We start from the raw sequence: 25,513 nt of genomic DNA on the forward strand, positions 1-25,513 counted from the left end.
GGAAGCAATGCCTTTGCCTGGACGCGCCAGCCGGTTGACCCTCAGTAACAGTTCGGCACAAATCGCGGCACGCGTGCGCAGCTCCTGTTGCATTTTTGCGCGCCGCCCTTTGCTTCGGGATTTGTCGCCATGTGCTGCATTTCGCAGCCCTCAGAGACACGGCAGGCGATCAGGCTGAACCGCGTCCGCTGGATCGCGGCTGCCGTGGCGTTTGCTCTCATCATGGTGCTGTCGACAACATCAGGCTTTGCGCAAAGTTCGACGCCCACGCCGACCCCGACACCCACGCCGTCACCGACGCCGATTCCGATGCCGACAGCGACCAATCACGACCAGTCGGCCGGCAACAGCGCGCTCAATCTCGGCTCGAATTTCCTGGAGCGGCTCGGCAACCAGGCGTCTGGCGGCGTCAACCGGGCGTTTCGGACCAATCCCGGCGGCGGCGGCGCATCGGCGAGCACGGAAGATCCGCGCTACCGCACCTGGTTCGAGGGCTACGGCATCTCGGTCCGGACAGATGCGCAAGGAGACTTTGTCGGCGACAAACGCAAGACGTTTGGCGGTGTCGCAGGCTTTGGCGCGCGGCTCGCGCCGGGTGTCAATCTCGGCTTCTCCGTCGACCAGAGCCACACCGACATCGACGTGCCGCTCGCACTTCAATCCGCGACGCTGGACCTGACGCAACTCGGCTTCAGCGGCTCGGTCGACAAGGGTCCCTGGACCTGGGCGTTCGCTTTGGTGCACGGCTTCGGCAAGGTCCGCTCCAGCCGGGATACCGGCCTGGGACTTGCGACCGCAGGTTATCGTGCCGCAGTCGACGGTGCGCTGACCGAGATCAGCTATTACTGGACCAAGGACCAGATGCGCATCGTGCCCAAAGGCGCACTGGAATATGTCCGCGCCACCAGCGTCGCGTTCCAGGAGGTTGGCGGCCTCGATCCACTCAATGTCGGCTCGACGGCGCTCTCGCGCGGGCGCGTCATGATCGGAGCCGAGGTCGGGCGCTACTTTATCTTCGACCAGAAGATCCTGGACCTGTCCGCCTATGGCAAGTTCGTCGACAATTTCCATCAGAACCTGGGATCAGTGCAGGTCAGCCTCGGGACCCAGAGCATCGTCGTGCCCGGTATCGGCGAGAGCCGCTACGGCATGGATGCCGGCGCCTCGGCCTCGCTCAGCCTGACCAACACGGCGCGGCTCTACGTCAATTACGACGGCAAGTTCCGCAACGAGCTGACGTCGCATCAGGGCACGGTCGGCTTCGAACATCGGTGGTGAGGCGAAGCCTGCCCACGTCCGCCCAAAGCAGGATCCGGAAAACTGTGAAGCGGTTTTCCGAAAAGATCATGCTCAGGCTTTAGGTCGGCATTGCCGCGACATATCCCGTCAATCCAAAACCCTCGCGCGCGGCCGTCATCATCGGGGCCAGCGCGTTCGGGTGGATGAACTCGTCGCGGAAGCAGGGATGGATCTTGGGGTCGAAGATTTTCTTCAGCCAATCGACCACGATCTTGTGGCGCTCGGAGGCGCGGAACTCCTTGTGGTAGGTGAGCCAGAGATCGGCGTGGTGGCTGACGCCGAGATCGACGGCAACGAGCGGGGCACCGAGCGCGATCGAGACTGTCGGCAGGAACCCGATGCCGGCGCCGCGCTCCACCGCATAGAGCACGCCGACCGAGGAATTGGTCTTGATCCCGACAATGCCCTCCAGGGACTTAAGTCCGAGCACGCGGGCGTAAGCGCCGTCGTCGACCTGCGGGGCGCTCTGCTTGATGATGCGGTGGTTCTTCAGCTCGGCCAGGCTCGCGGGCACGCCGTAGAGGTTTTCGTACTCCTTGGAGACGAAGGGATAGATGTGCAGCCGGCCGAGCTTGGCGACGATCAGATCGGGATTGGTCGGCGGCTCGAGCTGGATCGCAATATCGGATTCGAGCCTCGCGACGTCGGCCTGTTCCATCGCGCAGCGCAGGTCGACGGTGATCTTGCGATAAGTCTTCTGGAAGTCGATCAGTCGCGGCAGGATCCAGAAATTGCCGGGGCCTTCCGTCACCGCGACGCGCACTGTGCCTGACATGTCATTCGACGATCGCGAGGCACGCCGGAACACGTTGAAGGCATGACGCTCCATATGCGCGACGTCGGCGATCATCGCGCTGCCTTCGTCACTGAGTGTGAGCCCGCTCTGGTCGCGCAGGAATAGCTTGCAGTCGATGCTCTCTTCGAGCCGGTCGATCCTGCGCATCAGGGTGGTGGAGGTGAGCCCGAGCTCCTCGGCGGCGTTGCGGAAACTTTTATATTTTGCGCAAGCTAAAAATAGTTTCAAATCGTCCCAGGACATATCCAGGGCTTCTTCACGGTGCTGCATCATCGCAGCACCCCGGTGCAATAACTGCTGCATACGCCTGATCCCCAGCCGCTAAGCTCTTGGTCATAGCGGGGCACGAAAGCCGCGAACGATAGAGGGGTGATATGGGTATGGAAAGGGGCTCGTTTGCCGCAAGGCATGATTTCGACGCGCTGCCGCTCAGTCCGGATGTCGACGTCCGTCGCGCCCAACTTTCCGAAATCGCCGCGCTGTCGCAGTTGGCGCACCGGCTGGTGCCGGGCGTTCGGATCGGGGCGGCCGAGCTTGCAAAATATTTCGCCTTCGACCCCGAGAGCATCCTGACTTTCAGCCGGAAGGGCAACCTTGTCGGCGGCATGGCCTTCCTGTTTCTCAACGATCGCGGGCATGATGCGCTGCTGCTCGACGAGATCTGCCTCACCGCGCCGGAGACGCGCCATCTCGCGTCCGCGAAGGAAGACGTTTCCGCTATCTACATCTGGGCGATCGCGGCGACGGGGCGCGGCGTCGCTGGTCTCGGCAAGGCCGCGGCTCATCTTAGACAGCTAAGGTTTCGCAACGCGGATTGCTATGCGCAGCCGTCAACCGTGGCCGGCCGCGATATCATGAAGGCGACAGGATTCGAGCCTGTTCCAAGCTTCCAGCCCGACCTCTGGTGCTACGAGCGGCCATGGCATCGGCAGCCGATGCGCATGCCGGGCGCGATCATCCAAGCAAGGAGTTTTGCAGATGCATGGTACTAGGATTCCTCTCGCGAAGCCCGATTCCCGCGCCATCACCATTCGCCTCGCGCGCGATCTCAGCGATCTCATGCTGGTCACCTCGATCCGCTCAGCCGTCTATCTCGCCGAGCAGGATTGCCCGTTCGATGAGGAGTTCGACGGCAACGACATGGTCGCCGCGCATTTCATCGGCTATGTCGGCAACGAGCCTGCGGGCTGTCTGCGGGTGCGGTTCTTCGGCGACTTCGCCAAGGTGGAACGGCTTGCGGTGCGGCACCAATATCGGCGGTCGCGGGTCTCGTTCAAGCTGGTACAGGCGAGCGTCGATTATGTGAAGCGCAAGGGCTTTCGCAAGATCTACGGCCAGGCGCAGGACCGGCTGGTCGATTTCTGGGCCCATTTCGGCGCCAAGCCGCTTGGCCACAATCGCAAGATCACTTTCTCCGACTTCTCCTACACGGAAATGCTGCTGGAGATCGAGCCGGGCCCGGATGCCATTACGCTGGACAGCGATCCGTACGTGATCATCCGCCCCGAGGGCGATTGGGACCGGCCGGGCGTGCTCGACGCCTCGGCAGGACGGGCCGTGACGTCGCCGCTGCGGGACGTCGCGCTCGCTGGCCGTTGAAACTGGTGCAGCTGCGCGCAAAACCATGCTGGTTTCCATCACCGACGATCCGCCGATCCTGGTCTGCGCGGATCTCCAGGTCGAATATCTGACCCCCGGACGTCGTCACGTCATCCTCGACGGCGATGCCGCCACGGCGCGCTGCGTGGAACTGCTGACGCTGTGGCGCGACAATCTCTGGCCGGTGATGCATCTGAAGCGCATCGCGCAGGCGGCCTGGTTCAATCCGGCATCCAGGCTGACCGATTGGATCGCGGAGGCGAAGCCGCGGCCGGGAGAAATGACTTTCGAGCACCCGCTGCCGTCGGCCTACAGTTCGGCGCGTTTTGTGGACTACATGTCCAATATCCGCAATGTCCGTTGCGTGCTCGCGGGCTTTTCCCTGGACGAAACTGTCCTGGCCACCGCTGTCGACGGGTTTCATCGCAGCCATCGCTTCCAGGTGGTGGCCGACGCGGTCGCTTGCCGGCAGCCGGGGACTGCCGATGCTGCCGCCTACAAGCATGCGGTAGTGAATGTGATCGGAAATTTTGCTACAATCCAGTCCAGCGCCGAACTGATCAGAACCAGCGGCGCCGTTGCGGTGTAGGCGGCCGCGATCGACGGACGGAGTGGGACATTGTCACGGGGAGATCAGCTCGAGGAGCTGGCAAGCGACCTGTCGCGTGCCGCCGAGGCGGCGCGCCGTCTTGGTCTTCCCACGACGGTGTATCTGCTCTCGATGGCGCTGGTGGAGGTGCGGGAAGCCGCTGCTGCCGATAACGATGGGAATGACGAGGGCGCGGCGTGACAGCGGCCCGATGTGCGGCTTTGTGCAACGCTGCTGAGCGCTTGCTGCCGACGAATTGACGTTGCAAGTTCTGCGCTGTGGCAATAGCCAAGGAACTGGATCATCGAGTGATGACGCTGGCCGCGCCGGCGACGTGACGCTTTCAAGGATGCCCGCAAATGTCCATGTTGCCCAATTCGCAAGAGGCCCGGGATGTGGCCTACCAGCTCCATCCCTACACCAACGCGCGCGCCCATCAGGAGGCCGGTCCCCTGGTGATCGAACGCGGCGAGGGCCCTTACGTGTTCGACGCGTCGGGGAAGCGCTATTTCGAGGCGATGGCAGGCCTATGGAGCGTCGGGCTCGGCTTCAACGAGAAGCGGCTGGTCGACGCCGCGCACAAGCAGATGCAGGCGCTGCCATTCTATCACACGTTCTCCGCCAAATCGCACGGGCCTTCGATCGATCTTGCCGAGAAGCTGGTCGCGCTCGCGCCTGTTACGATGAGCAAGGTGTTCTTCACCAACTCCGGCTCGGAGGCCAACGACACCGTTCTGAAGTTGATTGCCTATCGCTCCAATGCGCTCGGCCAGCCACAGCGCAAGAAGGTGATCAGCCGGATGCGCGCCTATCACGGCGTCACCATTGCGTCCGCCAGCCTCACCGGGCTGCCGAACAACCACCGCTCTTTCGACCTGCCGCTCCCCAACATCCTGCACACGGGCTCGCCGCATTTCTACAAGGACGGCGCGCCGGGCGAGAGTGAGGAGGCGTTCGCGACCCGGCGGGCCGAGGAACTCGACGCGCTGATCCAGAAGGAGGGGCCGGACACGATCGCAGCCTTCTTCGGTGAGCCGGTGATGGGCGCGGGCGGTGTCATCGTGCCGCCGGCGACCTATTGGGACAAGATCCAGAAGGTGCTGAACAAGTACGACATCTTGTTGGTCGCCGACGAGGTCATCTGCGGCTTCGGCCGCACCGGCAAGATGTTCGGCTGCGAAACCTACGGCATCAAGCCCGACGCGATCGTGGTCTCCAAGCAGATCACCTCGAGCTATTTCCCCCTATCGGCCATCATGATGAACGATCGCATGTTCGAGCCGATCGCCGATGAGAGCAACAAGATCGGCGTGCTCGGCCACGGCTTCACCGCGGGCGGCCATCCGGTCGGCTCGGCGATTGCGCTGGAGAACTTGAAAATCATCGAGGAGCGGGGTCTGGTGGCGCATGCCGCCGAGCTCGGTGGCTACATGCAAGGCAAGCTGCGTGAACTCACCGGCCATCCGCTGGTCGGCGAGGTCCGCGGTGTCGGCATGATCGCTGCGATCGAACTGGTGCTGGACAAGGCGCGCAAGACCGCAGCGGCAACACCGGGCGCCGTCGGCGGCATGGCAAGCCGCATGCTGCAGGAGCGCGGCGTGATCTCGCGCAACATGCTCGACGCCATCGCCATCTGCCCGCCGCTGATCGTCACCAAGGCCCAGATCGACGAGCTGGTCGCGGCGATTTCAGGTGTGCTGGACGACATGAAGGGCGAAGTGGCGAAGCTGACACCGGCGTAGGGGGCGTCGCTTTACGCGTGAGCGGAGCGCTCTATCACACCCCCGGTGTCGTCCTGGCGAAGGCCAGGACCCATACCGCGTGATCTATCGAGAAGGGTGGTAGCAGTCCCGAACGACGAGTCTTCGCCAAACTGCTCCCTGGGGTAATGGATCCCGGCCTTCGCCGGGACGACAAGGAGGCATCGGGCCTATTCCGCCCGCTGAACCCCGATCACGCGGCCTTTCTCGACCGCCAGCGCCAGCTCGCCGCGCTTCAGTTTCAGGGCGGCCTCGCCGAACAGCTCGCGGCGCCAGCCGCGTAGCGCCGGCACGTCGGCCTCGTCGTCGGCCGCGATCTCCTCGAGGTCGTCGACGGTCGCAATCACCTTGCTGGCGACCGCATGGCGCTCCGCGGTCATGCGCAGCAGCACCTTCAACAGCTCGACGATCGCGGCGCCATTGTTATTGTTGCGCGGCTTTTCCAGCTTCGGCAGCGTCGCGTGATCCCGCGCCAGCCCGCGCTCGACGGCGGCGACGATGTCGGCGCCCCATTTGGATTTCTCAAAACCCTTCGGCACCGAGCGCAGGTTCGCGAGCTTCTCGATCGTATTCGGCGCGTGGGTCGCGATGTCGCTGACGGCCTCGTCGCGCAGCACGCGGCCGCGCGGCACGTCGCGGCTCTGCGCCTCCTGCTCGCGCCAGGCGGCGACCTCCATCAGGACCGCGAGGTCCTTGGGCTTGCGCACCCGCGTCTTGAGCCGTTCCCAGGCACGCTCGGGGTGGAAGTCGTAGGTCTTCGGCGAAGTCAGGACTTCCATCTCGATCGAGACCCATTCGCTGCGCCGGCGCTTCTTGAGGTCGGCATCGAGGGCTGCGAACACGTCGCGCAAATGCGTGACGTCGGACACGGCGTAGTGCATCTGCTCCTTGGTCAGCGGCCGGCGCGACCAGTCGGTGAAGCGGTGGGTTTTGTCAGGGCGGTGTCCAGTGACCTTCTCGACCAGTGCGTCGTAGGCGATGCTGTCGCCGTAGCCGAGCACCATCGCCGCGACCTGGGTGTCGAACACCGGGTGCGGAATGATATTGGCCTGATGCCAGATGATCTCGATGTCCTGGCGGGCGGCGTGGAACACCTTCAACACGCCCTCGTTGCCCATCAGCTCGAAGAACGGCTTGAGGTCGATGCCCTCGGCCAGGGTGTCGATGACGATCGCTTCCTCGGCGCTGGCCATCTGCACCACGCACAGCAGCGGGTAATAGGTGGTCTCGCGCAGGAACTCGGTATCGACGGTAATGACGGGGTGCTTGGCCAGCCGGCTGCAGGCAGCCGCAAGGTCAGCGGTGGTGGTAATCAAATCCATGAACGGCCCATGACAAGTCCATCAGCCGTTCTGCCGAAAGCGCTGTGATGTCAAGGGGCTCGAAGCGAATTCGAGCCTTGCATTTGGGCCGGAATCGCATTTTCCGACGAAAATCCTATTCGTAGCGGACCCGCCGGGAGGGTTTGCGCGCACAAGGCAGTGCCACCACGACCACGCACATGGCGACCAGCGCCAGCCCCAGGAACTCGAAAACCAACAGATCCACGGCAAACCCCCTCGGAAACATTGCTAAACTTGTCTAGGGCGAATTGAGGGTCTGTTAATTCTCGTGGTTACCGGCGGCGGGTCGGGCCGGATGGTGGACGTGGGGTTAACGGGGGCGGCCGTCCAAAACGAATTCGGCGCCCCGCATGACGGAGCGCCGACGTTCGTTTGACGTTGCATCCGGCCTTACGGCAGCTTCAGCGAGGTCTCCGCGTTATACGGCTTCAGCGTCTCGTCGGCGGCCTTCTGGGCGGCGGCGAGGGCCTCCTTCGGTTGCTTCTTGCCGTTGAGGACCAGCATGACCTCGTCCTCCAGCGTCTTGCGCACCGGCACGGTCTTGTAGGTCGCAAACCACGGTTTTGCGACGTCGAGCTGCTCGACGGCGGTCTTGGCGTCCGGGTTCTTGTTCAGGAATTCGACCATGTCCGGCGTCTTGTAGGCGGCCATGTTGGGGGCGAAATACCCGGTGGCGCGGCTCCACCAGCCGCTCTTCTCGGGCGAGGTCATCCACTTGATCAGCGTCCAGGCGGCCTTCTGCTTGTCGGCTCCCTGGCCCGCCGGAACGATCAGCGAGGCGCCGCCGATCGGCACGGCGTTGCGGACGTTGCGCGGGATGAAGGCCACCTTGTAGGCGAACTTGGCGTTGTCGCGCACGTAAGTGAGCGAGCCCGTCGAGAGCATCATCATCGCGGCGTTGCCGGAGATGAAGGAGGTGCTGACGGCCGGACCGGGCGTGGCGCCGGGCGCGTGAACCTTGTGCTTGGTGACGAGGTCGTTCCACCAGGTCAGCGCGCCGAGCATCGAGGGCGTGTCGTAATAGACCTCGCCGCCGAACTCTTCGTTGTAGTAGCGCCCGCCATTGCTCATGGTGAGCGTTTCCATCATCCAGCCGCAATAATCGTAGGCGCAGGGGATCGCGATGCCCCATTGGGTCACCTTGTCACCCTCGCGCTTGGTGAGTTTCTTGGCCCAGTCGGTCAATTCGGCCCAAGTCTGCGGCGGCTTGTTCGGATCGAGGCCCGCTTCCTTCGCCTTGTCGGCGTTGACGTAGAGCAGCGGCGTCGAATTATGGAATGGCACGCCGTAGACCGAGCCGTTGATCACCGCGTTGCCCTGCAGCGCCGGAAAGAACTGGCCGAGAAACTGCTCCTTGGTGGTGCCGTCGGCGGCGATCAAGGGATCGAGGTTTGCGAGCTCGTTCTCGATCTGCATATCGAGCAGAAAGTTCGCCGACATGATCACCGCAGCCGGCGGCTTGCCGGCCTTGATAGAGGCGCGCGTCTTGATCAGCGTGTCGTCATAAGAGCCGGTGTAGACCGCGGTTGCCTTGATCGCGGGATGGGTCTCGTTGAATTCCTTTATCAGGGTGCTCATGTCGCGGGCGAGCTTGCCGTCGACGGGCACGGGGAAGAACAGGTCGATCTCGGTCGGGCCTTCGGCCAGCGCCGGGAAGGTGAGGGCGCCTGCCAAAGTGCCTGCGATGGCAAGGCCAAGCATGAGCCTGCGGGAAAACAGCATCGAGAAATCTCCTATTTGATGCCTGAGGTGACGAAAGAGCTGATGAAGCGTTTCTGGAAGATCAGGAAGGTGATGAGCAGCGGTGCGATCACCATCAGCGTGCCGGCGGCGATGGTGCCCCAGGCCTGCGTTCCTTCCGCGGTCGCCGTGAAGACCGAGAGCCCGACCGTGAGCGGCCGCTTGTCCGGCGAGTTGATCACCATCAGCGGCCACAGGAAGTCGTTCCAATGGCTGGTCACGGAGATGATGGCAAAGGCTGAGAAGCTCGGCATCGACAGCGGCACATAGATGTGGCGGATGCGCTGGAGCAGGCTGGCGCCGTCGATCAGGGCAGCGTCTTCCAGCTCGGTCGGTATAGCCTCAAACGCTTGCCGCATCAGGAAGGTGCCGAAGGCGGAAGCGAAGAACGGCATCATCACGCCGGTGAGCGTGTCGTAGAGGCCGAGCTGCGCCACCAGGCTCAAATTGGGCACGATCAGCAGCACCGGCACCAGCATCAGCTGCATCAGGAACAGATAGAAGATCAGCGTCTTGCCCGCGAAGTCGAGCCGGGCAAAGGCAAAGCCCGCCAGCGTGATCGTGACGACCTGCACCAGGAGGATGCCGGTGCAGATGATGATGGTGTTGAGGGTGTAGCCTGGGAAATCGCCGATTTCCCAGGCGTCCCTGACGTTGTCGAGCGTCGGCTTCAGGCTCGGTATCAGCTCGGCTATGAGATTGATGCCGTCGGATGCCGGGCGCAGCGTCGCCACACCCATCCACAGGAACGGGATCAGCCAGACCACCGCGAGCAGCACGGTCAGCGCAAAGCCGAGCTTTGGCGTGATTTCCCGGCGGGTGGCGAGTGGGGCGTCCCTGAACAGACGGTCGAACAGCCTCATGACCCGCCCTCGCGGTTTGCCATCGTCCGGAATGAGAGCGCGGTGAGGCCCATCAGCGCCGCAAGCGTCAGCAGTGTAGCTGCCGAGGCCTTGCCGATGTCGTAGTGCTCAACCGCCTGCTGATAGATGTAGAACAGCACGAGATTGGTCGCGTTGGACGGCCCGCCCTTGGTCATGACGAAGACGTGGTCGACCTGCGTGACCGCGTTGAGCGTGGCGATGACCGTGACGAACAGGAAGGTGGGCTTGAGCTCGGGCAGGATGATGTGGCGCAGCCGCTGGTACGGCCCGGCGCCGTCGAGATAGGCGGCTTCCATGACATCTTCCGGCACCGCCTGGAGGCCGGCCAGGAAGAACAGCATGTAGTAGCCGGCGTTCTTCCAGATCGTGATGACCATGATCGCGTAAAGCGCGATGTCGGAATCGCCGAGCCAGTTCGGCAGCACCGGCAGGAAGCGGCCGATGTAATAGTCGAGCAGCCCGACATTGGGCAGGAAGATGAACAGGAACAGCGCGGAGGCCGCGACCATGGGGATCAGCACCGGCAAAAACAGCGCGGCGCGCAGCGCGCTGGTCACGGCATTGGTGCGCGCCAGCGCCAGCGCGAACAGCAGCGCGAGGCCAATGCTCGGGACCGCGGTGCCGACGGCATAGACGAGATTGTTGACGACCGCGCCAGTGAAGGCGGGGTCCGCAAGCACCGCTGCGATGTTGTCGAGGCCGACGAAACGGACCGGCGCCCTGGGCGTGGCGCGCTGGTACAGCGCGTCGACGAGGACGCGGCCCATCGCACCATAGGTGAACAGTGCGAGGAAGATGAGCGAGGGCAGCAGCAGGAGATAGGCCGGCAGCGAGGTCTTGAAGCGGTGAGAGAACCGCTTCACGACATGCAGGCGCGGCGCCGCCGAGGCCGCGACCGAGAGAGCCGCGGGTTCTGCGAAGCTCATCTCACCGCGCCGGGAAATTGAGCGCATAGTCGCGGTCGTCCACTCCCGCCGGTGGCTCGAAGGGAAAGCGCAGACTGGTGTCGAGGAAGTCGTGGCTGTGCACGACCAGGTTCTCGCCGTCGATCAGCACCACGCCGTAAGCCGGCGGCTCATGGCTGGCGAGATGCTCGGCCGCGGCAGCGTCGAGCTCGAACCAGACCTGGTGATTCGTGCCGCGGAGCGTCGAGAACGGGATCTTGCCGTAGCTGCCGAAGATCGGCCGGTGCACATGGCCGAAGAAGAGGTGGCGGATGCGCGACCGGTAGGGCGCAATCACCTCAGCGAACTCGGCGCTCTGTGCCAGCGAAATCTCGTCCATGGCATGGACGCCGACCGGGAACGGCGGATGATGCATGAAGACCACGAATGGCATGTCCATCGGCGCGGCCGCGAGCGTGCTCGCGAGCCAGCCGAGACGCCTGGAGCACATCTCGCCGGCATGGCTGGTCTCGTCCAGCGTGTCTAGAAACACGAACAGGCCGTGCTCGGTGGTGCGCGTGCCCTGCACGAAACCGTTCGGATCGCGCGGGGCCGCCTTCAGACTATCGAGGCAGGTGACGCGGCGGTCATGATTGCCGACCATGGCGATGTAGGGAATTTTCAACGCCGCCATTGCGTCGGCGAAATTGGCGTAGGATTCAGCCTCGCCCCAATGGGTGAGATCGCCGGTCACGACCGCGAAGGCGGCGTCGACGTGATGCTTGTTGAGGTCGGCAATCGCAGCGTCCAGTCGGGCGCGCGGATCGAGGCCATACAGCAGCAGCCCGGGGTTCGCGAGATGCGTGTCGGTGATGTGGATGAACTTGAAGGGCATGGCGCTTGTCAGGATCGTTGGAGGGTGGGCGCCTCCGGCAAGACGACCCTGACAGGCCGTTAGAGTGCGAGTGTTTCAGTTTGATGACAGCGGTTCCGGTGGCGCGAGGCGTCCACAAGCTCGGCTCGCTACGCCTTCGCCTAATCCACCCTACGCACCGAGTTTGTCATCACGTCCCGCAGAACGTCTGCAGCACCCGCTGCTCCGGCAGCGGGGGATCGGCGTAGGCGGCGTAGTCCGGCTGGTCCTCGAACGGTTTGGCCAAGACCTTCACCAGCTCCTCGAATGGCGCGTAGTTGTCATCGTTGACCGCGGCCTGGATCACGGCCTCGACGCGGTGGTTGCGCGGGATGAACATCGGGTTGACGGCGTGCATGACAGCCTGCCGTTCGGCTGCGGTCTGCGGCTCAAGCGCCGTGCGCTCGCGCCAGCGGCTGGCCCACTCGTCGAACGCCCCGGGGTCCATGAACTGGGCGCGTGCATCGTCGGCAGCCGGATCGCCGGCGGCGTCACCAAGCTTGCGGAAGGTGAGGGTGAAGTCGGCCTGGTTCTTGGCCATGGCATCCAGCAGGTCCTGGATCAGCGCGTCGTCGCCGTCGCGCTCCGTGAACAGGCCGACCTTCTTGCGCAGGCCTGCCTGATAGGCGTCGCTGAACGTGTCGGAGAAGGCGGCGAGAATGTCCTGGGCCTCGGCCACCGCCTTTTCCTGATCGTCGGAGAACAGCGGCAACAGGCATTCCGCCAGCCGGGTCAGATTCCACAGCGCGATGCGCGGCTGGTTGGCATAAGCGTAGCGGCCCATCTCGTCGATCGAGGAAAACACCTGCGCCGGATTGTAAGTGTCCATGAAGGCGCAGGGGCCGTAATCGATGGTCTCGCCGGAGATGGAGCTGTTGTCGGTGTTCATCACGCCGTGGATGAAGCCGACCAGCAGCCAGCGTGCGACCAGATTGGCCTGGCGCGCAACGACGCCACCGAGCAGGGCGTGATAGGGCCGCTCGGCGCCAAGCAGCTCCGGATAGTGCCTGGCGATGACATGGTCGGCGAGCCGGCGGATCGCGTCGGTGTCGCGGCGGACGGCGAAGAACTGGAAGGTACCTACGCGGATATGGCTCGAGGCAACGCGGGTCAGCACCGCGCCGGGCAGCGCGGTTTCGCGGATGACGTGCTCGCCGGTGACGACGGCGGCGAGTGAGCGCGTGGTCGGGATGCCCAGTGCGAACATCGCCTCGCTCACGATATATTCGCGCAGCACCGGCCCGAGCGCGGCACGGCCGTCGCCGCGGCGGGAGAACGGGGTGGGTCCCGAGCCCTTGAGCTGGATGTCGCGGCGGATGCCGTCCTTGTCGATGACTTCGCCGAGCAGCACCGCCCGTCCGTCGCCGAGCTGGGGTACGAACTGTCCGAACTGGTGGCCGGCATAGGCCATGGCGATCGGATCGGCGCCGGCGGGAACCGTCTTGCCCGCCAGGATTTCGGCGCCCTCAGGGGTCTCCAGCACGTCAGGATCGAGCCCGAGCTGGACCGCCAGCGGCCGGTTCAGCTTGATCAACCGGGGCGCCGCCACCGGCGTCGGTGCGACCCGGGCGAAAAAGCTGTCGGGCAGCGCCGAATAGGAATTCTGGAACGGGAAATGGACTGTCATGGTCTCAAGATAGGCGTGGAACGCCTGATGGCAAAGGCTTGAGCCCAGATTGGGCAAAAATGGCCACTTCCAGCCGAAAACGGGCCGTCCCCTTGGTTGCCGCCCCCGTCCTCCCGGGGTAAACCCTGCCGCAACTTTGGACCTGCCGTTTCGGCGGTTCGATTCGATCCTCCGACATTGAATTTGGGACGACCATGCATCGCTACCGGTCACATACATGCGGCGCGCTCCGCGAGAGCAACATCGGCGAGACGGTCCGCCTTTCGGGCTGGGTCCATCGCGTTCGCGACCATGGCGGCGTGCTGTTCATCGACCTGCGCGACCATTACGGCCTGACCCAGTGCGTGGTCGATCCGGACTCGCCGGCGTTCTCGCAGGCCGAGAAGCTGCGTTCGGAATTCGTGGTCAAGATGGACGGCAAGGTCCGCCGCCGCCCCGAAGGCACCGACAATGACGATCTGCCGACCGGCAAGATCGAGATCTATGTCAGCGAGATCGAGGTGCTGGGCCCGGCCGGCGACCTGCCGCTGCCGGTGTTCGGCGACCAGGAATATCCTGAAGACATCCGCCTGAAGTACCGCTTCCTCGACCTGCGCCGCGAGAAGCTGCACCAGAACATCATGACGCGCGTCGACATCATCAAGTCGATGCGTCGGCGCATGGAGGGGCAGGGCTTCTTCGAGTTCAACACGCCGATCCTGACCGCGTCCTCGCCGGAGGGCGCGCGCGACTTCCTGGTGCCGTCGCGCATTCATCCCGGCAAGTTCTATGCGCTGCCGCAGGCGCCGCAGCAGTACAAGCAGCTCCTGATGATGTCGGGCTTCGATCGATACTTCCAGATCGCGCCCTGCTTCCGCGACGAGGACCCGCGCGCAGATCGTCTGCCGGGCGAATTCTACCAGCTCGACGTCGAGATGAGCTTTGTCACGCAGGAAGACGTCTTCGCCGCGATGGAGCCTGTCATCACCGGCGTGTTCGAGGAGTTTGCCAAGGGCAAGCCGGTGACCAAGGGCTGGCGCCGCATTCCGTTCGCGGAAGCCTTGCGCAAATACGGCTCCGACAAGCCGGACCTGCGCAACCCGATCGAGATGCAGGACGTCTCCGAACACTTCCGCGGCTCCGGCTTCAAGGTGTTCGCGCGGATGTTGGAGGACCCCAAGAACCAGGTGTGGGCGATCCCGGCGCCGGGCGGCGGCTCGCGCGCCTTCTGCGACCGCATGAATTCATGGGCGCAGGGCGAGGGACAGCCGGGCCTTGGCTACATCATGTGGCGGGAGGGCGGCGAAGGTGCCGGTCCGCTCGCCAACAACATCGGTGCTGAGCGCACGGCCGCGATCCGCGCGCAGATCGGCGTGAAGGAAGGCGATGCCGCGTTCTTCGTTGCCGGCGATCCCGACAAGTTCTGGAAGTTTTCAGGCTTGGCCCGCAACAAGGTCGGCGAGGAGCTGAACCTCACCGACAAGGAGCGGTTCGAACTCGCCTGGATCGTCGACTTCCCGATGTATGAGTACAATGAGGAAGACAAGAAGGTCGACTTCTCGCACAACCCGTTTTCGATGCCGCAGGGCGGTCTCGATGCCTTGAAGGGCCAGGACCCGCTGACCATCAAGGCGTTCCAGTACGACATCACCTGCAACGGCTTCGAGATCGCCTCGGGCGGAATCCGCAACCACGTGCCGGAAGCGATGGTGAAGGCGTTCGAGATCGCCGGCTATGGCGAGCAGGAAGTCGTCGATCGCTTCGGCGGCATGTACCGCGCCTTCCAGTACGGCGCCCCGCCGCATGGCGGCATGGCCGCCGGTGTCGACCGCATCGTCATGCTCTTGTGCGGCACCAACAATCTGCGCGAGATCTCGCTGTTCCCGATGAACCAGCAGGCCATGGACCTCCTGATGGGCGCACCGTCGGAGCCCAGCCCCAAGCAGCTCCGCGAGTTGCACGTGAAGGTGAATCTGCCGCAGAAGTGAAGTTCGCGCGGGAAGATGTCCGTGCCCCGGACGCAGCGCAGCACGCAGTGGTGCGCTGCTGAGCCGGGGCCCACGTCTGAGCGAGCAGCAGGCTTCTGGATCCCGGCTCTGCGCAGCAGCGTTACACGCTGCAGCGCGTCCGGGACACGAATCCAACTACAGCCCCGTCGACGCCTCGATATTGAACTGCGCCAGCGTGCCCTCCGGGTCGGCATTGAAGAGCTGCATCAATTGCATCAGCGGCACTTTCGCGCGCGGCGTTACCTTGATGACGAGCGTCTGGCCCGGCGTTTCGATGAAGCTTGCGACCGCATCCACCGCCGTGCCTGCCTCCGGATTGGCGGCGGCGATATCTGCTCGGTAGGCTTTGACGCTATCGACGAGTGTCTGGCGTGCGACGTCGCGGCTGACATTTCGCCCTCGAGCATTCTGCGTCACCGTGGAATCGACGAAACCATTGTCGCGCACTGAGAACTCGAGCGCGACAGCCTCAATCCGGGCCGCCTGACCCATCGGCTGGGCGGGATCCGTCGAAAACACCTCGCGTGGTACGTTGCTGAGCGCGACACGCAATTGCACTTTTGCGATCCCGATGTCGAGCGTCGCGGGCGTCAGAGCGAAGCTGCTGGACGACTCTGTCCACGCCGCGCCGAGATCCAGGTCGATCGCGAGCTTGTCGATTCCGCTGAGGATCAATGTAAGCTGCTTCGGATCGGATGGATCGGTGGGCATGACCATCTTGGCAACCACATGCGCCTTGCTCGGGATTGGGCCGATCATCTGCCCCCAGTCCACGCTCAGCGTGTCGATCGTGACCAGCTTCTTGGTGTTTTTGTAAGGCGCCGACACGCCCTTGATCTCCGCGCCCGAGAGCACGCCGAACAGGCCTAGCATCTGAGCCGGCGAGGGGGGCTGTCCGGGATGGGTGAGGCTCGCCGCCCACCGCATCAGTTTCGCGATGCTGAGCGATTTGAGCGCAAAGCGCTCCATCTTGATTTGCCCTTGTGGCGTCGGCGCATCCAGGCCTTCGAGCGCGAACTCGCCCTCTTGGTATCTGATGGCCCTGAGCCGGGGCGTCCCCTGCGGGGTCGTCATCGACATGGTGCCGATCTCGATCTTGCCGACGCGAAGGCCCTCATAGAACCCGGCGAGCTTTTCCATCATCTCGCGCGATTGCGCCGGCGTCGGCGGGACCGAGCTGTCCGCCGGCAGCAGTGCCAGGATCTCGGCCGGCCGGAATTTCGATGGTTGCACCGCGATGTCGGTGATGGCGATCCCGTCGACCTGCATCCGGATGCCGAGCGTCGAGGTAACGACATAGGTGCCGCTGGAGATCTGCCCGTAGACACGATGATAGCTTTCGTCGTTGGCCTTCTGGGGATCGAGCACGGCGGCGATCGCGGTCGAATCGAAATCATTGATGATGATGTCGGACACCTCGCCGGTCAGCTTGTCCGTCTTGCCCGGCTGCGGCACGTTGATGGTGAAACTGGCGCGCTCCGCCTTGATCGCGGCGATCTTGCCTTGGCCGAGCTTCTGGATCGCGAGACCCGAATAGGCGACTTCGCCACTGCCCCCGGCGCTTTTGCCCGCATCGAAGGCGACCGCGAGGGTCGGCGCTATGACGGAAGAAGCCGTCACGTTTGCGTACTGGTCGAGCACGAAACGGTACATGTCGATCAGGGAGCCTGACGTTGGCGCGTTCTGAGCATGAAGGGGACCGACGTAATCCCGCATGGTCAGCTGCGGGACCTTGTAGGAGACTTTCAGCTTCCCGGGGCCGACCTCGTCGAGCGCGACCTCGAAGCCCGAGACATCGATGCTGTCGGCCGCGAAGCGTGTCTCCTCGACCTGGCGGATGCCCACGCCCTTGATGACGGCGATCTTGACACGCGCTTGTGGCTGGTTGGTAGGCTCAACCGCGATATCCTCGATCGTCAACGTCCGACTCGTCAGATCGAACGCCACCTTGCCGTGGCTTGCCTTGCCGCCGCCGGAGCGGATCTGCTCGAAGACGGCGTCGATCTCGGCGGTGACGCGATGCTTTGCGTAGAAGCTGAAGCCGAACCATCCGCCCGCGGCCAGCGCGGCCACGACGATCAGGCCGATCAGGATTCGCTTCATTCCCAGCTCCAGTTGCTCGCGTTGCAGGACGCAACCTGCCATATTCGCAAAGCAACGCGCGGTCCAGGGAAAGCGAGCGCGATCAGATATTTGACCGCGCGGCCTGTTGATGGGGCCGCAATCGGATGTTGCCACCGGGGCGCCCGGCGTGCTTCATCCCGTTTCCATGACCCGGAAATACCACCCGAAGGCGGGCCGGTCAGGACAACGTAGTTTGAGGCCGGTAACGCGAGGCGAGACACCGCATGTCGTCTTATTCCGATGATCTCCACCAGGCGGCGCTCGCCTATCACCGTCTGCCGCGCCCCGGAAAGCTCGAGATCCAGGCGAGCAAGCCGCTTGCCAACCAGCGTGACCTGGCGCTGGCCTATTCGCCCGGCGTCGCCGCCGCCTGCATGGAGATCGCCAAGAATCCGGCGGAAGCGGCGACGCTGACGATCCGCTCCAATCTGGTCGCCGTGGTTTCGAACGGTACCGCCGTGCTCGGCCTCGGCAATATCGGCCCGCTGGCCTCGAAGCCGGTGATGGAGGGCAAGGCGGTCCTGTTCAAGAAATTCGCCGGCATCGACGTGTTCGACATCGAGATCGCTGCCGACACCATCGAACGCGTGGTCGAGACGGTGGCCGCGCTCGAGCCGACCTTCGGCGGCATCAATCTCGAGGACATCCGCGGACCGGAATGTTTCGAGATCGAGGCGCAGCTCAAGGAGCGCATGAAGATCCCGGTCTTCCATGACGACCAGCACGGCACTGCGATCATCGTCGCCGCCGCGATCACCAACGGTCTGCGCCTGAACGGCAAGAACCTGTCGGACGTCAAGATCGTGGCATCGGGGGCAGGGGCCGCTGCGCTCGCGACACTGAACCTGCTGGTGTCGATGGGCGCGCAGCGCAAGAATATCTGGGTCTGCGACATCGACGGCCTTGTTCACGAAGGCCGCAACACCACGATGGACCGTTGGAAGGCGGTCTATGCGCAGAAGACCGACAAGCGCACGCTCGCCGACGTGATCGGCGGCGCCGACATCTTCATCGGCCTCTCCGCACCGGGCGTGCTCAAGCCCGAGATGGCCAAGGCGATGGGCGACAAGCCGCTCATCATGGCGCTTGCGAATCCGACGCCGGAGATCATGCCGGAGGAGGCGCGCAAGGTGCGTCCCGACGCCATGATCTGCACCGGCCGCTCCGATTTTCCGAACCAGGTCAACAACGTCCTGTGCTTTCCCTTCATCTTCCGCGGCGCGCTCGATGTCGGTGCCAGCGCCATCAACGAGGAGATGAAGCACGCCGCCGTCGAGGCTATCGCGCAGCTCGCGCGCGAGGCGCCGTCCGATGCGGTCGCGCAAGGCTTCGACACCGGCGAGACGCAAGGGTTTGGTCCGGGCTCGCTGATCCCGAGTCCCTTTGATCCGAGATTGATCCTGCGCATCGCGCCGGCGGTGGCGAAGGCGGCGATGGAATCGGGCGTTGCGACCCGGCCCATCACCAATTTCGACGAGTACACCGCGCTACTCGAGCGCTTCGCGTTCCGCTCCGGCCTCGTCATGAAGCCGATGTTCGCCAAGGCCAAGACCCAGCCGGTGCGGGTGATCTACGCCGAAGGCGAGGACGAGCGCGTGCTGCGCGCGACCCAGGTGGTGCTGGAAGAAAAGCTGGCGACGCCGATCCTGGTCGGACGTCCGTCGGTGGTCGAGGCGCGCATCAAGCGCTTCGGCCTGTCGATCAAGGCCGGCAAGGACTTCGACCTCGTCAATCCCGAGGACGATCCGCGCTACCGCTCCTACGTGCAATCCTATGTCGAGGTCGCCGGTCGCCGCGGCGTGACCCCGGATGCGGCGCGCACGGTGGTGCGCACCAACAACACCGTCATCGCGGCGCTCGCGGTGGTGCGCGGAGAGGCGGACGCCATGCTCTGCGGCGTCGAGGGCCGCTACATGAGCCATCTGCGCCATGTCCGCGAGATCGTCGGGTTCACGCCGGGGATCAGCGACTATGCGGCGCTTGCGCTGCTGATCACGAGCAAGGGCGCCTTCTTCATCGCCGACACCCAGGTGCGGCCCAATCCGAGCGCCGAAGAGCTCGCCGAGATCGCCTCGCTCGCGGCGGTCCACGTCCAACGCTTCAACATCAAGCCGAAGATCGCCTTCGTCTCGCATTCGGATTTCGGCAGCTACGACACCGAATCCTCGCGCAAGATGCGCCGCGCGACCCAGCTCCTGAAGGAGAAGCATCCGGAGCTCGAGGCCGACGGCGAGATGCAGGGCGACACCGCGCTCTCGGCCGCCGCGCGCAAAATGGTGCTGCCGCACTCGAACCTCGAGGGCGAGGCCAACATCATGATCATGCCAAGCCTCGACACCGCCAACGTCGCCTACCAGATGATCAAGTCTCTGGCGGACGCGCTTCCCGTCGGCCCAATCCTGATCGGCCCGGCGCGCCCGGCCCACATCCTCACCCCGTCCGTGACCGCGCGAGGCATCCTCAACATGACCGCAGTGGCTGTGGTGGAAGCGCAGGAGCGCGCGTCGCGGCAGCAGCCGACGTTGTTTACGTAGGGGCGGGCTCTTCACCTCGCCCCACAGTGGGGCGAGGGAGCGCACTTGCCGCGCGTCGGCGCTTCAATGCTTTCAAAACGACTTTCGCCATTTCCCCGTTTGTAAACCGGCGAATGACTCTCCATAATCCCTCAGTGCTTTCGCAAAAATCCGGTTTCAAAAGCCTGAGCAAAGAGGCCGATCATGCCAGCGTTCGTGACTTTCGGGCGGATCCTGTTCGCCGTGCTGTTCATCTACACGGGTGCGGCAAGACTGTTTGCCATGCAGGCGACCGTTGATTTCATCGCCGCCAAGGTCGTGGTGCCCGACATGATTGCGCCTTACGCCAAGCAGATCGAGACGGCGACGGCAATGACCACGCCGCAGCTGCTGGCGATTGCGATCGGCGCGCTCGAGATCATCGCGGGGGTGATGATCGCGCTGAATTTCGGCGCGCGCTTTTTCGCGATGCTGATGATCGTCTTTCTCGCGGTCGCGACCTTCCTGTTCGACGACTTCTGGAACCAGGTGCCGCCCGACAACGCCAAGATGCTGGTCGACGCGCTCAAGAACCTGTCGATCATCGGCGCGCTGTTCATGATCATGGGCTACGGCCGCGCTACGCGTCCGGCCGAGGCAGCCTACGGGGACGTATAAAGGTCAAACCACTACGTCCTGCGCCACGGCGTGACGGTCACGTCATGCGCGGCGTCGAGCAGATACGGCGCGCCCGGCTTCATCCCGTGTGAGGCCAGCACCTCCTGAGGCGTGCGCCCCGGGACTTCGACAAAACAGCCCTCGCCGCCGGGCAGCCGCAGATGCGGGGCTTCCGACAGCCAGAACGTGTCGTAGCGATCCATGAACATGTCGAACACGACGGGGCCGCCGATGATTGCGACGGTGCCGGAAGCGACATCGGCGAACGCGCAGGCGTCCTCGAAGCTGGCGTGATCCGGATTCCACAAGGTCGCGTTCGGCATCTCGGGATCGACGGTCAGCGCCTTGATCTTGCGGGTCAGGATCAGGCGTTTGCGCTTGGGTGAATTCGGCTGCTGCTCGTGCGAGTGACGGCCGTGCACGATCAGCGCAGCGCGATCGAGCGCCTGCTCGAAGAACAGCTTGTCGCCTTCGAACTTCAGGCTGTCGGGCATGACATGCGCCGCGTCGGCGAGCATGCCGTCCGCGGAGATGATGACGTAGCCTTCGATGCGAAAGGACAATGGCGCGGGCTATTCGGAAACCGTCGTCACGACGCTGTTGACCGGCCGGTTGCTCACCGTCGGCAGCTTGACGTCCTTGAGCAGCTCCTGGTCGTATTCCGGCAGCGTCGAAGCCGGGAACTTGGCGCGCATCGCCACCACCTTGTAACCGCCGGCCTTCAGGCGCTTCAGCAATTCGGGCAGCGCTTCCGCAGTGTGCTTCTGGAAGTCGTGCATCAGGATGATGCCCTTGCCCTTGCTGTCGAGCTTCTTCATGACGGTCTCGATCACCTTCTCGGGCTTCGAGGCCTTGAAGTCGAAGGAGTCGATGTCGCAGGAGAAGATCGCCGTGTTGCGGTTGCCGAGATAGGTGACCATCTCCGGCGGATGCTGGAGCGCCGGGAAGCGGAAGAACGGCGAGGGCGAAATGCCGCCGAGCGCCCATTTCACTGCGGAAAGGCCCTTCTCGATCTCCTCCTTGCGCTGCGTTTCCGTGAGCTTCTTGTTGTTGAGGTTGGCGTGCGACCAGGTGTGGGTGCCCACGGTGTGACCGGCCGCGTAGACCTGCTTGAGGATCTCCGGCTCGTAGGTCGCGTGCTTGCCGATGGAGAAGAAGATGCCGGTGGTGCACTCGTCAGCGAGCGCCTTCAGCACCGCGGGCGTGTTCTTAGGCCATGGGCCGTCGTCGAAGGTCAGCACGACCTCCTTGTCGCGCAGGAAGTCGAGCTCCTTGAAATGCTCGAAGCCGAAACCGGGACCGCCCGTGGTATCGATCTCGACGGTGCGGGCGACCCCGAGCGCGCCCGGCGTGTTGCAGGCTGCGCGCGCGGGCTGCGGCGCCTGTTTAGGCGGGGGAGGATTGACGAACCCCGCCGGCGCGGCGGCTGCTGCAGGAGCGGGTGCGGGAGCTGCAGCGGGCGCAGCCGCAGCCGGTGTTGCCGCCGGTGCGGCCTGCGTCGCGACAGCGGGCTTCGCAGCCGGGGTCTGCGACCATGCCGCGCCCGTCATCGCCAGAGACATCGCGCTTGCCAAAATCAGTCCTGCCGCCACACGCATGGTGTTGTCCTCGAGATTGATCCCGTTGTTCCGCCGCGGCTTTTCGCCTCCGGCAAAACCATCCTGCCCCTAACGATCCTAGCCTAGATGGTGGGCCCTCGCCATTGCAACGGCTGTTTGGCGCGCCAGCCCAATTGTGCCCAACCGGGTTGGGGACGCGTGGCGTCAAGTGTCGGCCAACGCCTTGGCGATTGCTGTCTTGATCCGGGTGTCGGCCGGCTCGACCGTCGATGCAAAGACATCGGCAATATAGCCGTCCCGGCCAATCAGATATTTGTGGAAGTTCCAGCGCGGAACTTCTCGCGGGCGCGCCTCTGCCGCCCATTTGTAAAACGGATGCGCCTTCGCACCGACCACGGCGGCCTTGGCGGCAATAGGGAAGGTAACGCCGTATTGGTGGTGGGCGGTTTCCGATATCTCGCTGGTGCCGCCGGGCTCCTGTCCGCCGAAGTCGTTGGAGGGTACGCCAATGACGGTGAGGCCGCGTTCGCGAAACTCGCCCCAGATGTCTTGCAGGCCGGCATATTGCGGCGTGTAACCGCAGAGCGAAGCGGTGTTGACCACCAGCAGCGGCTTGCCGGTGAATGCCGCAAGGCGGATGTCGTCGCCTGACAATGCCGGGAAAGAGAAGGCATAGGCGGAGATTCGGCTCATGCCGCCATCCGCCAGTGCACGCGTCGCCGGCGCCAGCGTGCCAGCAAAGGCGGCGATGAGCATGGTCCTGCGGTTCATCATGACGGCGTCCCCCGAAATGATCCGGGGCGGATGTTACCCCCTCGGCGCGAGCGGCGTCGTCAACACCGCGTTATCTGACGCGATGAAGCGCTTAGTACAGGCGGACTATGAAATCGGTGCCTTCGCCAGTCTCGCCCTGGTTGATGCCCTGATCGGAGACGATGATCGAGCCGCCTGATGTCAGCATTTCGTTGATCCTTGCGATCGTGTCGGCCGGGATCGAGACGCGGTCGAGCGCCTCGGCAGGGCTGTCCGGCGTGACCACAGGCTTGGCAGCGACGGGAATCACGGCCGCGCCACGCTGGCGGACTGTCAGGCGGACGTTATCTTCGCGTGCGGCAGAGCGGACGGACACTGGCAAGGACACCACCGACCAATGCAGCGCATTGGAATCCGTCTTGTCGACTTCGGCGGTGAAGACATGCGTGCCGAGCGGCCGATCGCTCGCAGCGATCGTGACAGGCACCTCGAACAGCGGCGCAAAGTTCTGCCGGACGTAGAGCTTGGAATCCTTGCGGCTGATGAAGACCGCGATCTGGCCCGCCCGCTTGGGCGCGTCGGGTTTTGCCACGGGCGCCGGATCGGCAACGCGGGTTTCGTCCTTCTTGACCTCGGGCGTCGCCGCCTGCGCTGGCGCCATGACCGGCGCATCGGGCGTCTTCGCGGGTTCGGACTTGGCCGGTTCAGGCTTGGCGGTTTCGGCCTTCGGCGCTTCCGCGGCGTCGACAGGCTTCGCTTCAGTGTTCGCGGGCAGCGCGGCGTCTCCGGCCTGGGGCTTGGCCGCGTCCGCCGCCTCAGCGGTGTTGGTCTCGGGCTTTGCCGTTGTCTCGGTCTGGTCGACCGATGCCGCCGCCTCCTCGCGGGCCGGGACATATCCGGTGGTCACGTCCGACATGACGGTGTGGCCGACCGACGAGCGCAGCTCGAGCACGCCGTCGGCGCTGGCGGTCTTCGTTTCGGCCGGGTTTGCTGCGGCGGCTCCGGTATTGGCAGCGACCTTGTCGGCCTTGTCGCCGGCATTGGTCTGCGGCTCGAGGCTGGCCGCGGATTGGAGCGGCACGCGCAGCGAGGCAAGCAGCGGATGTGAGAAGTTCTGCGGCGACATCTGGCCCGGCGAAACTATCACGCGCGCGCCCATCCTGGTCCAGTTCCACATCTTCACAGCGAACGCCATCGGCATGCGGATGCAGCCATGCGAGGCCGGATAACCCGGCAGCACGCCGGCATGCATGGCAACGCCCGACCAGGTGATCCGCTGCATGTACGGCATCGGCGCGCCGCTATAGATGTTGGAGTGGTGAAATTTGTGCTTCTGGATGACGCTGAACACACCCATCGGCGTCGAATGGCCCTTCATACCCGTCGACACCGGGGATTCCGCGAACACGCCGTTGGTGTCGTAGACCGTGACCCTCTGCCGGTCGATCGAGACGACGATGACCAGAGGACCTTGCGGTTTCGTGCCGGCTTCCTTTTCGGCAACAAGGTCTTTCTTGACGGCCGCACCGCGCTTCTGCGGCTTCTGGCGCGGGACTTCGGGATGGCGCTCCTGGCGCCCGTAGGACCCGTCGGAATAATCCGTCCAGTAATAGAATGCTGCATCCGCCTGGCTCGCCGTGCCGATCGCACCTGCCGCCGTCAAAATGGCGACCTGCCAAAATCGCGCCGGCTTGGCAGAAAAACCAGACCCGTTCACGCTGTTCATCATCGAATCCATAATCCAAATCAGATGTTAGTCTCTCAGAGGGGATACGCGTTCACCAGCACGGCGGTTCTGCGATCAGCTACTTTTGTCCAAAGCGTAGCAAAAAAGCCTCACGGAGCGGTAAACGGCGGCCGCGTCGGCTGGCCGGCCGTCTTCCTGATCGGTCGCCCGATGCCTACATTGCTGGGACTTGTTACTGGAGAACTTCATGTCATCTCGTTTCCCCGGTCTTTCCAGCATCCGCTTGAAAGGCCTCGCTTTATTCCTCCTGGCGCTGACCGTACCGGCAGCGTCCGCCTTCGCCGCGGACGAGCCGGATCTGATCTTCCGCCGCTCGACGGTGTTCAAATGGATGAGCCCGAACGACAAGCTTGCGACCTATGGCCTCGACGATCCTGAAGTCGAGGGCGTGGCCTGTCATTTCACGGTGCCGGAGAAGGGCGGCTTCAAGGGCTGGCTGGGTCTTGCCGAGGAGGTCTCGGACATTTCGCTGGCCTGTCGTCAGGTCGGCCCGATCAAGTTCAAGAACAAGATGGAGCAGGGCGACGACATGTTCCGCCAGCGACGCTCGCTGTTCTTCAAGAAAATGCAGATCGTGCGCGGCTGTGACGCCAAGCGCAACGTGCTGGTCTACATGGTCTATTCGGACAGGCTGATCGAGGGTTCGCCGAAGAACTCGACCTCGACCGTGCCGGTCATGCCGTGGGGACCGGCAGACGCCAATGTCCAGAAGTGCGGAGAGTTCTTCACTCAGTGACG

At 64.0% G+C, this 25,513-nt stretch carries 22 protein-coding genes; 10 read left to right on the top strand and 12 right to left on the bottom strand.

Annotated elements, in window-relative coordinates; all coding sequences use genetic code 11:
- Window positions 1-129: 129 nt before the first annotated feature.
- Window positions 130-1,278, top strand: a complete 1,149-nt coding sequence (locus tag AC0L3S_RS02120; protein WP_473277947.1) for an autotransporter outer membrane beta-barrel domain-containing protein — start codon at window positions 130-132, stop codon at window positions 1,276-1,278.
- Between the two features lie 79 nt (window positions 1,279-1,357).
- On the opposite strand, the gene AC0L3S_RS02125 is transcribed toward AC0L3S_RS02120, so the two are convergent.
- Window positions 1,358-2,398 (bottom strand): LysR family transcriptional regulator, encoded by a 1,041-nt coding sequence (locus AC0L3S_RS02125; RefSeq protein ID WP_473277948.1) that lies wholly within the window; start codon window positions 2,396-2,398, stop codon window positions 1,358-1,360.
- A gap of 71 nt (window positions 2,399-2,469) precedes the next feature.
- Between AC0L3S_RS02125 and AC0L3S_RS02130 the strand changes: the two genes are divergently transcribed.
- From AC0L3S_RS02130 to AC0L3S_RS02150, 5 genes are all read left to right on the top strand, one after another.
- The gene (locus AC0L3S_RS02130) at window positions 2,470-3,087 is read left to right on the top strand and encodes a hypothetical protein (protein ID WP_473277949.1); all 618 of its coding nucleotides are present in this window, start codon (window positions 2,470-2,472) and stop codon (window positions 3,085-3,087) included.
- Window positions 3,074-3,694: a GNAT family N-acetyltransferase gene (locus AC0L3S_RS02135; RefSeq protein WP_007591919.1), complete on the top strand. Its 621-nt coding sequence runs from the start codon at window positions 3,074-3,076 to the stop codon at window positions 3,692-3,694. The genes AC0L3S_RS02130 and AC0L3S_RS02135 overlap by 14 nt, the downstream gene beginning before the upstream one ends.
- A 25-nt stretch (window positions 3,695-3,719) precedes the next feature.
- On the top strand, window positions 3,720-4,283 hold the full coding sequence (locus tag AC0L3S_RS02140; RefSeq protein WP_473257133.1) for an isochorismatase family protein: 564 nt from the start codon (window positions 3,720-3,722) through the stop codon (window positions 4,281-4,283).
- A 30-nt stretch (window positions 4,284-4,313) separates the two neighbouring features.
- The gene (locus tag AC0L3S_RS02145) at window positions 4,314-4,484 is read left to right on the top strand and encodes a hypothetical protein (RefSeq protein WP_473257130.1); all 171 of its coding nucleotides are present in this window, start codon (window positions 4,314-4,316) and stop codon (window positions 4,482-4,484) included.
- 158 nt (window positions 4,485-4,642) lie between these two features.
- Window positions 4,643-6,025, top strand: a complete 1,383-nt coding sequence (locus AC0L3S_RS02150) for an aspartate aminotransferase family protein (protein WP_473257128.1) — start codon at window positions 4,643-4,645, stop codon at window positions 6,023-6,025.
- A 188-nt stretch (window positions 6,026-6,213) separates the two neighbouring features.
- On the opposite strand, the gene rnd is transcribed toward AC0L3S_RS02150, so the two are convergent.
- From rnd to AC0L3S_RS02180, 6 genes are all read right to left on the bottom strand, one after another.
- Entirely contained in the window at window positions 6,214-7,365 is a 1,152-nt protein-coding gene (gene rnd / locus AC0L3S_RS02155; protein WP_473257126.1) for a ribonuclease D, read from the bottom strand.
- 411 nt (window positions 7,366-7,776) lie between these two features.
- Window positions 7,777-9,108: an ABC transporter substrate-binding protein gene (locus tag AC0L3S_RS02160; RefSeq protein WP_473277950.1), complete on the bottom strand. Its 1,332-nt coding sequence runs from the start codon at window positions 9,106-9,108 to the stop codon at window positions 7,777-7,779.
- Between the two features lie 11 nt (window positions 9,109-9,119).
- Window positions 9,120-9,989 (bottom strand): carbohydrate ABC transporter permease, encoded by an 870-nt coding sequence (locus AC0L3S_RS02165; RefSeq protein WP_473277951.1) that lies wholly within the window; start codon window positions 9,987-9,989, stop codon window positions 9,120-9,122.
- Window positions 9,986-10,936: a carbohydrate ABC transporter permease gene (locus tag AC0L3S_RS02170; RefSeq protein ID WP_473277952.1), complete on the bottom strand. Its 951-nt coding sequence runs from the start codon at window positions 10,934-10,936 to the stop codon at window positions 9,986-9,988. The genes AC0L3S_RS02165 and AC0L3S_RS02170 overlap by 4 nt, the downstream gene beginning before the upstream one ends.
- Before the next feature lies 1 nt (window position 10,937).
- The gene (locus AC0L3S_RS02175) at window positions 10,938-11,789 is read right to left on the bottom strand and encodes a phosphodiesterase (protein WP_473277953.1); all 852 of its coding nucleotides are present in this window, start codon (window positions 11,787-11,789) and stop codon (window positions 10,938-10,940) included.
- 169 nt (window positions 11,790-11,958) lie between these two features.
- A complete protein-coding gene (locus AC0L3S_RS02180; protein ID WP_473277954.1) occupies window positions 11,959-13,434 on the bottom strand; it encodes a protein adenylyltransferase SelO in 1,476 nt (491 codons plus the stop codon).
- Window positions 13,435-13,628: 194 nt separating this feature from the next.
- On the opposite strand from AC0L3S_RS02180, the gene aspS reads away from it, so the two are divergent.
- Entirely contained in the window at window positions 13,629-15,401 is a 1,773-nt protein-coding gene (gene aspS, locus AC0L3S_RS02185) for an aspartate--tRNA ligase (RefSeq protein ID WP_473257114.1), read from the top strand.
- 156 nt (window positions 15,402-15,557) lie between these two features.
- Here the strand turns inward: aspS and AC0L3S_RS02190 are convergent, their stop codons facing one another.
- Window positions 15,558-17,525 (bottom strand): hypothetical protein, encoded by a 1,968-nt coding sequence (locus tag AC0L3S_RS02190; protein WP_473277955.1) that lies wholly within the window; start codon window positions 17,523-17,525, stop codon window positions 15,558-15,560.
- A gap of 245 nt (window positions 17,526-17,770) precedes the next feature.
- On the opposite strand from AC0L3S_RS02190, the gene AC0L3S_RS02195 reads away from it, so the two are divergent.
- Entirely contained in the window at window positions 17,771-20,080 is a 2,310-nt protein-coding gene (locus tag AC0L3S_RS02195; protein ID WP_007609425.1) for an NADP-dependent malic enzyme, read from the top strand.
- A gap of 183 nt (window positions 20,081-20,263) precedes the next feature.
- Window positions 20,264-20,716, top strand: a complete 453-nt coding sequence (locus AC0L3S_RS02200) for a DoxX family protein (RefSeq protein WP_473277956.1) — start codon at window positions 20,264-20,266, stop codon at window positions 20,714-20,716.
- Between the two features lie 11 nt (window positions 20,717-20,727).
- Here AC0L3S_RS02200 and AC0L3S_RS02205 read toward each other — a convergent pair whose 3' ends face one another.
- The 4 genes from AC0L3S_RS02205 to AC0L3S_RS02220 form a co-directional block, all read right to left on the bottom strand.
- Window positions 20,728-21,279 (bottom strand): dihydrofolate reductase, encoded by a 552-nt coding sequence (locus AC0L3S_RS02205; protein ID WP_473277957.1) that lies wholly within the window; start codon window positions 21,277-21,279, stop codon window positions 20,728-20,730.
- 9 nt (window positions 21,280-21,288) lie between these two features.
- On the bottom strand, window positions 21,289-22,314 hold the full coding sequence (locus tag AC0L3S_RS02210; RefSeq protein WP_473257103.1) for a polysaccharide deacetylase family protein: 1,026 nt from the start codon (window positions 22,312-22,314) through the stop codon (window positions 21,289-21,291).
- A gap of 165 nt (window positions 22,315-22,479) precedes the next feature.
- Complete coding sequence (locus tag AC0L3S_RS02215) at window positions 22,480-23,049, bottom strand: glutathione peroxidase (protein WP_473257100.1); 570 nt, start codon at window positions 23,047-23,049, stop codon at window positions 22,480-22,482.
- Between the two features lie 91 nt (window positions 23,050-23,140).
- A complete protein-coding gene (locus tag AC0L3S_RS02220) occupies window positions 23,141-24,754 on the bottom strand; it encodes a L,D-transpeptidase (RefSeq protein WP_473257097.1) in 1,614 nt (537 codons plus the stop codon).
- Between the two features lie 208 nt (window positions 24,755-24,962).
- Here AC0L3S_RS02220 and AC0L3S_RS02225 point away from each other — a divergent pair, with 208 nt between their 5' ends.
- A complete protein-coding gene (locus AC0L3S_RS02225; RefSeq protein WP_473257095.1) occupies window positions 24,963-25,511 on the top strand; it encodes a CreA family protein in 549 nt (182 codons plus the stop codon).
- Window positions 25,512-25,513 lie beyond the last annotated feature (2 nt).

This window comes from Bradyrhizobium sp. Ken01 (genome assembly GCF_055807355.1).

Excerpts from the sequence above, each read along its gene's own strand:
- AC0L3S_RS02120 (WP_473277947.1), top strand. The coding sequence starts at position 130 with ATGTGCTGCATTTCGCAGCCCTCAGAGACACGGCAGGCGATCAGGCTG.
- AC0L3S_RS02125 (WP_473277948.1), bottom strand. The coding sequence starts at position 2,398 with ATGCAGCAGTTATTGCACCGGGGTGCTGCGATGATGCAGCACCGTGAA.
- AC0L3S_RS02130 (WP_473277949.1), top strand. The coding sequence starts at position 2,470 with ATGGGTATGGAAAGGGGCTCGTTTGCCGCAAGGCATGATTTCGACGCG.
- AC0L3S_RS02135 (WP_007591919.1), top strand. The coding sequence starts at position 3,074 with ATGCATGGTACTAGGATTCCTCTCGCGAAGCCCGATTCCCGCGCCATC.
- AC0L3S_RS02140 (WP_473257133.1), top strand. The coding sequence starts at position 3,720 with ATGCTGGTTTCCATCACCGACGATCCGCCGATCCTGGTCTGCGCGGAT.
- AC0L3S_RS02150 (WP_473257128.1), top strand. The coding sequence starts at position 4,643 with ATGTCCATGTTGCCCAATTCGCAAGAGGCCCGGGATGTGGCCTACCAG.
- rnd (WP_473257126.1), bottom strand. The coding sequence starts at position 7,365 with ATGGATTTGATTACCACCACCGCTGACCTTGCGGCTGCCTGCAGCCGG.
- AC0L3S_RS02160 (WP_473277950.1), bottom strand. The coding sequence starts at position 9,108 with ATGCTGTTTTCCCGCAGGCTCATGCTTGGCCTTGCCATCGCAGGCACT.
- AC0L3S_RS02165 (WP_473277951.1), bottom strand. The coding sequence starts at position 9,989 with ATGAGGCTGTTCGACCGTCTGTTCAGGGACGCCCCACTCGCCACCCGC.
- AC0L3S_RS02170 (WP_473277952.1), bottom strand. The coding sequence starts at position 10,936 with ATGAGCTTCGCAGAACCCGCGGCTCTCTCGGTCGCGGCCTCGGCGGCG.
- AC0L3S_RS02175 (WP_473277953.1), bottom strand. The coding sequence starts at position 11,789 with ATGCCCTTCAAGTTCATCCACATCACCGACACGCATCTCGCGAACCCC.
- AC0L3S_RS02180 (WP_473277954.1), bottom strand. The coding sequence starts at position 13,434 with ATGACAGTCCATTTCCCGTTCCAGAATTCCTATTCGGCGCTGCCCGAC.
- aspS (WP_473257114.1), top strand. The coding sequence starts at position 13,629 with ATGCATCGCTACCGGTCACATACATGCGGCGCGCTCCGCGAGAGCAAC.
- AC0L3S_RS02190 (WP_473277955.1), bottom strand. The coding sequence starts at position 17,525 with ATGAAGCGAATCCTGATCGGCCTGATCGTCGTGGCCGCGCTGGCCGCG.
- AC0L3S_RS02195 (WP_007609425.1), top strand. The coding sequence starts at position 17,771 with ATGTCGTCTTATTCCGATGATCTCCACCAGGCGGCGCTCGCCTATCAC.
- AC0L3S_RS02200 (WP_473277956.1), top strand. The coding sequence starts at position 20,264 with ATGCCAGCGTTCGTGACTTTCGGGCGGATCCTGTTCGCCGTGCTGTTC.
- AC0L3S_RS02210 (WP_473257103.1), bottom strand. The coding sequence starts at position 22,314 with ATGCGTGTGGCGGCAGGACTGATTTTGGCAAGCGCGATGTCTCTGGCG.
- AC0L3S_RS02215 (WP_473257100.1), bottom strand. The coding sequence starts at position 23,049 with ATGATGAACCGCAGGACCATGCTCATCGCCGCCTTTGCTGGCACGCTG.
- AC0L3S_RS02220 (WP_473257097.1), bottom strand. The coding sequence starts at position 24,754 with ATGAACAGCGTGAACGGGTCTGGTTTTTCTGCCAAGCCGGCGCGATTT.
- AC0L3S_RS02225 (WP_473257095.1), top strand. The coding sequence starts at position 24,963 with ATGTCATCTCGTTTCCCCGGTCTTTCCAGCATCCGCTTGAAAGGCCTC.